Genomic DNA, 3,582 nt, shown 5'->3' with positions numbered 1-3,582 from the left:
GAAGACTGTGACTCCGAAGCATCTGCCGACAGTCCGGAGCCGGAGTCGCCGCTGGGAAAGCACGATCACGCTGCGACGCTCGATTCGGCAGCCGAGTATCGCCTCGGGACACATGCCCCCACAGGGTAGCCACACGTTCGTGGATCGTATTCAACAACCGTAGCGCCGGGTCCACGCCCACCATCCTCGCTCCGCAAAACGCCGGCGGCACACCCTCAAGTCGCCGAATCAGCTAAGCGATCACGTAACCCGAGGCCTCCTCGACGGAGAGGAGACCTACCGTCGGCGCAGGACGCGAACCTCTGCTGTGCGAACGGATTCGCCGCCGCGGGACGCGCTCGAGCACTGGGCTGACGTCCCACGGCGGGATGGTGTTTCCCCGATTGCCTACTTGGTTGAGGCGAGCGAGAGCGTCACCGGCCGAGCGGTGGCTCGAGGCTGCGCGACGGTACGAAGCTTCGGCGCAATCGTGGAACGACGATCGGACCTGATGGCGAACGCGAGCACGCTGACGATGACGGCGACAATGGCGCTGGACAGGATCGCGTTGAGGACCAACAAGCTGGTCATCTCTTTCTCCGTTCTGCAGGGGGATGCTGGAGTCGAAGAATCGCGCCTGGCGGGCGGTGTGAAAAGCAACCCCAGGGTCACGCGCTCACACCTCGGCGCTCGCGTCCACCACCCCACGCCGAGGTGTCCGGCTGTTGTTTACGCCGCCGTAAAGCTCGTTAGCAACCGTGACTGCGCGCCGCGGTCCCGGCTGAGCTGCCGATTGATGATCCCGACCTCCTGCACGATCCCACCGCGGACCTTGAGCAGGCCGTTGCTGAACCGGCCGGGAACCACGTACCAGTCGTTGCGCCCGATGTGGAGTCGCTTGCCAAGATGCAGCCGCCGGCGGGCGGCGGCCAGGCGACTGCCCGGGTGCACACCGTTGAGCCCGTAGTACGGGTTGGCCGTGAGCAGGAGGATGACGCGGCCATTCACGCCGCGTCGCAGCCCCGGCCGCAGATGGCGCTTGAGCTTCGCTGATGGGTATCCGGCGCGAATGCCCCAACCGAACAGGCAGAAGTTGTCCATGTTGTTGTACGTGACGCCGAACCGCGGCAGCGCCTGGCGCGCGTGGGCCCGTGTGAAGCCCAGTTTCAGCGGCCCGAGCGCGAGGCGGTGAAGTCGGCCACTCGGCTTCGGGCAGCCCTGCGTGCCCGGGGTCGGGGGCAGGCCGCCGATCCCATGCGGGGGCAGGCCACCGATCCCGCGCGATGAAAGCCAGTTGACGACATAGTCGACCCAGTCGGGCAGCGAGCGATGGACCATGAACAGGTGGGCGGTGTTGGGCAGCATCAGCTGGGTGACGTCGCAGCCGCAATGCGCCTTGTAGTACTGGTAGTCGGCGTCGGCGTCCGTCGGCGGATCGGTGGTGTCGTGGTCCCCCGAGGTGAGCAGTACCGGGGTTGACGGACCGATCATCGCGATGTTGGCGTCGTTCTGTGCGTACATCGCGCCGAGATCGGCGATTTCGCCGAACGGCGAGTCTAAAAACGGTGGCGTGCAGGCGATGTTGGTCACGTACTGCACGATGCCTGGCGGGTAGGTATTGAAGTCCAGGCAATTCTGCGTGGTCTGGAAGAACTCGAAGTAGTCCGGGTGGCTCGGGTCGGGGGTGAAACCGCCGCCGGACGAGCTCCCCGGGGCGCTGGACGAACCGGAGATGTCGGCCTGGATCATCGCCGCGACATCGTGATACTGGCCGGGATACCCCGCCACGATCCAGCCGCCGGCGCTGTGGCCGATGATCACCACTGTCGGGTTCTTCGTGTCTCCGGGCGTCGTTCCGCCGGCGCAGTCACCCGACGAGGTGACCCCGTAGCCACCGGTCTTCACATCGCTGACGACGTCGTGCAGCATCGCGCGATGGGCTGCCGTCGTGAGCGTGTAGCCACCGCCCGGGTGATCGAAGTAGTTGCTCTTCGCGTAGCCCAGCCGGTCGTAGGAGAAGACCACATACCCGGCGCTGGCGAGCGCTCTGGCCACCGACCAAGTCGAGGAGAAATCCCAGTTCTCCGTCGAGGACGCGATCCCGTGCACCAGCACAATAGCCGGCGTGAACGAGCTCACCGGACCGTCCGTGAACCGCTGCCCATAGAGCAGGCTCTGCCCGCCCTGAGGGTTCGTCACCGGCAGGCAAACGGACGCGACCTGCATCTGATTATCGAACACCATGCTCGGCGCGTCCGGCGGCCCCGTAACCGGCAACGTGAACGCGCGCGCCGACGATGCCGCGAGCCCGCTCAGCACCACAGCGGCCAAAGCCAGGGCAGGGTACCCGCGGACCCGCGAGAGTGTTGATCCGCGCCGCGACATCGCTCTCCCGCTCATGCTCGCACAGCCGCATAGGCGATGCGCCGGTCAGCAGCCGTCGACGCCGCAGGCCACGGGTCAAGACGCGAGGGGTTTCGAACCGCGTTACAGCACCTCGAGCAGCCGCTTCGCGCATCGGCGCCGGATCCGCCGAGCTCGATCGCGCCACCGCTATGTCGCCAACGATCGCACTATGCGGTCACCCACCGCTGCGTCGTTGGCCAGGTGGTTGAGCGCGGGACGGCGAGAGCTACGCGATCATCGGAAGCGGCGTTAGCTTCCGCGGCTCACGGGCCCGGCAGTAGGCGGCCAGCTCCGCATAGACGGGGTCGCCGCAAACGCGCCGGAGCTCGGCCTCCATGGTCACGTACACGGGTTGATCGGCGCTGAACGTCTCCGGATGCTCGGTGCACCACCAGTCAAGAATTCCCTCGCCGCCCCAATCGGCCGTTCGGCATGCACGCACCTTGATCGTCTTGGTCTCGTGGTCGCTATCGAAGTACAGCGGGACCTGCCAGCAGATCCGCGGCTTCCAGTCCATCGGGTTCTCGCCGCGGCGCAACGCCGCGACGTGTAGCGCGCAGCCAGCGCCCCCCGGATGGTCGATCCGGTTGTGGAAGATGCACGCGCCGCGGTACAGGCGGGTGTGGACGCTATCGCGCTTGAATCGTGCCTTGCCCCAAGGGTCCCGGCCGCCTCGCTGAAGCGCCACCCGCCGGTTCTGCCAGTCCTCGTCGGTCAGCTCCTTGATGCGTCCGCGGATCTTCTTGAGATCTTCGCGGCCGGCCGCGTCGCCGCGGCCCGTGTAGACCTCGACGCCCTCGACACAGCAACCGCGGGCGGTGTGCTGCAGCAGGACGTCCGGGCATCCGCGTCCCCAGATGCACTGGTAATTGGACACCATGAACGTCAGGTCGAACTCCCAGCTCCACCCGTCGACATCCCGGAACGTGACCGTCTCGCGCGTGAGCATCAGGGCCTTTCTCTTTCCATGACCCGCACTGACGACGCGACAATACCGTCGGCCGAGCCCGCGGGCCCGTCAGCGAACGCGACCATCCTGTCACCGCCGACGACCAGCAGCCCTGGTCCCGCTGCCGCTGCTCTTGCTCCGGCTACCGCCGCTCCCGCTGCTCTTGCTCCGAGAACCGCCGCCCCCACTGGTCTTGCTCCGGCTACCGCCACCCCCCCTGCTCTTGCTCCGAGAACCCCCGCCCCCAC

The 3,582-nt window shown here is 66.8% G+C and carries 3 protein-coding genes; all 3 read right to left on the bottom strand.

The window, feature by feature from the left end; genetic code table 11:
* Positions 1–387 precede the first annotated feature (387 nt).
* Positions 388–570 carry a hypothetical protein gene (locus JOZ00_RS21925; protein WP_293347939.1) on the bottom strand — a complete coding sequence of 61 codons (183 nt, stop codon included), beginning with the start codon at positions 568–570 and terminating at the stop codon, positions 388–390.
* 138 nt (positions 571–708) lie between these two features.
* On the bottom strand, positions 709–2,301 hold the full coding sequence (locus JOZ00_RS21920; protein WP_293347941.1) for an alpha/beta fold hydrolase: 1,593 nt from the start codon (positions 2,299–2,301) through the stop codon (positions 709–711).
* A 310-nt stretch (positions 2,302–2,611) separates the two neighbouring features.
* Positions 2,612–3,334, bottom strand: a complete 723-nt coding sequence (locus JOZ00_RS21915; RefSeq protein WP_293347936.1) for a hypothetical protein — start codon at positions 3,332–3,334, stop codon at positions 2,612–2,614.
* Between the last annotated feature and the right edge of the window lie 248 nt (positions 3,335–3,582).

The organism is Mycobacterium sp., assembly GCF_019243155.1.
Lineage (GTDB): Bacteria > Actinomycetota > Actinomycetes > Mycobacteriales > Mycobacteriaceae > Mycobacterium.
The sequence above is the reverse complement of the archived record's forward strand: the minus strand, read 5'-3'. Positions and strand labels throughout refer to the sequence as shown.

Bases quoted from the DNA above. Each gene is read 5' to 3' on its own strand.
- JOZ00_RS21915 (WP_293347936.1), bottom strand. From the start codon at position 3,334: ATGCTCACGCGCGAGACGGTCACGTTCCGGGATGTCGACGGGTGGAGC.
- JOZ00_RS21925 (WP_293347939.1), bottom strand. From the start codon at position 570: ATGACCAGCTTGTTGGTCCTCAACGCGATCCTGTCCAGCGCCATTGTC.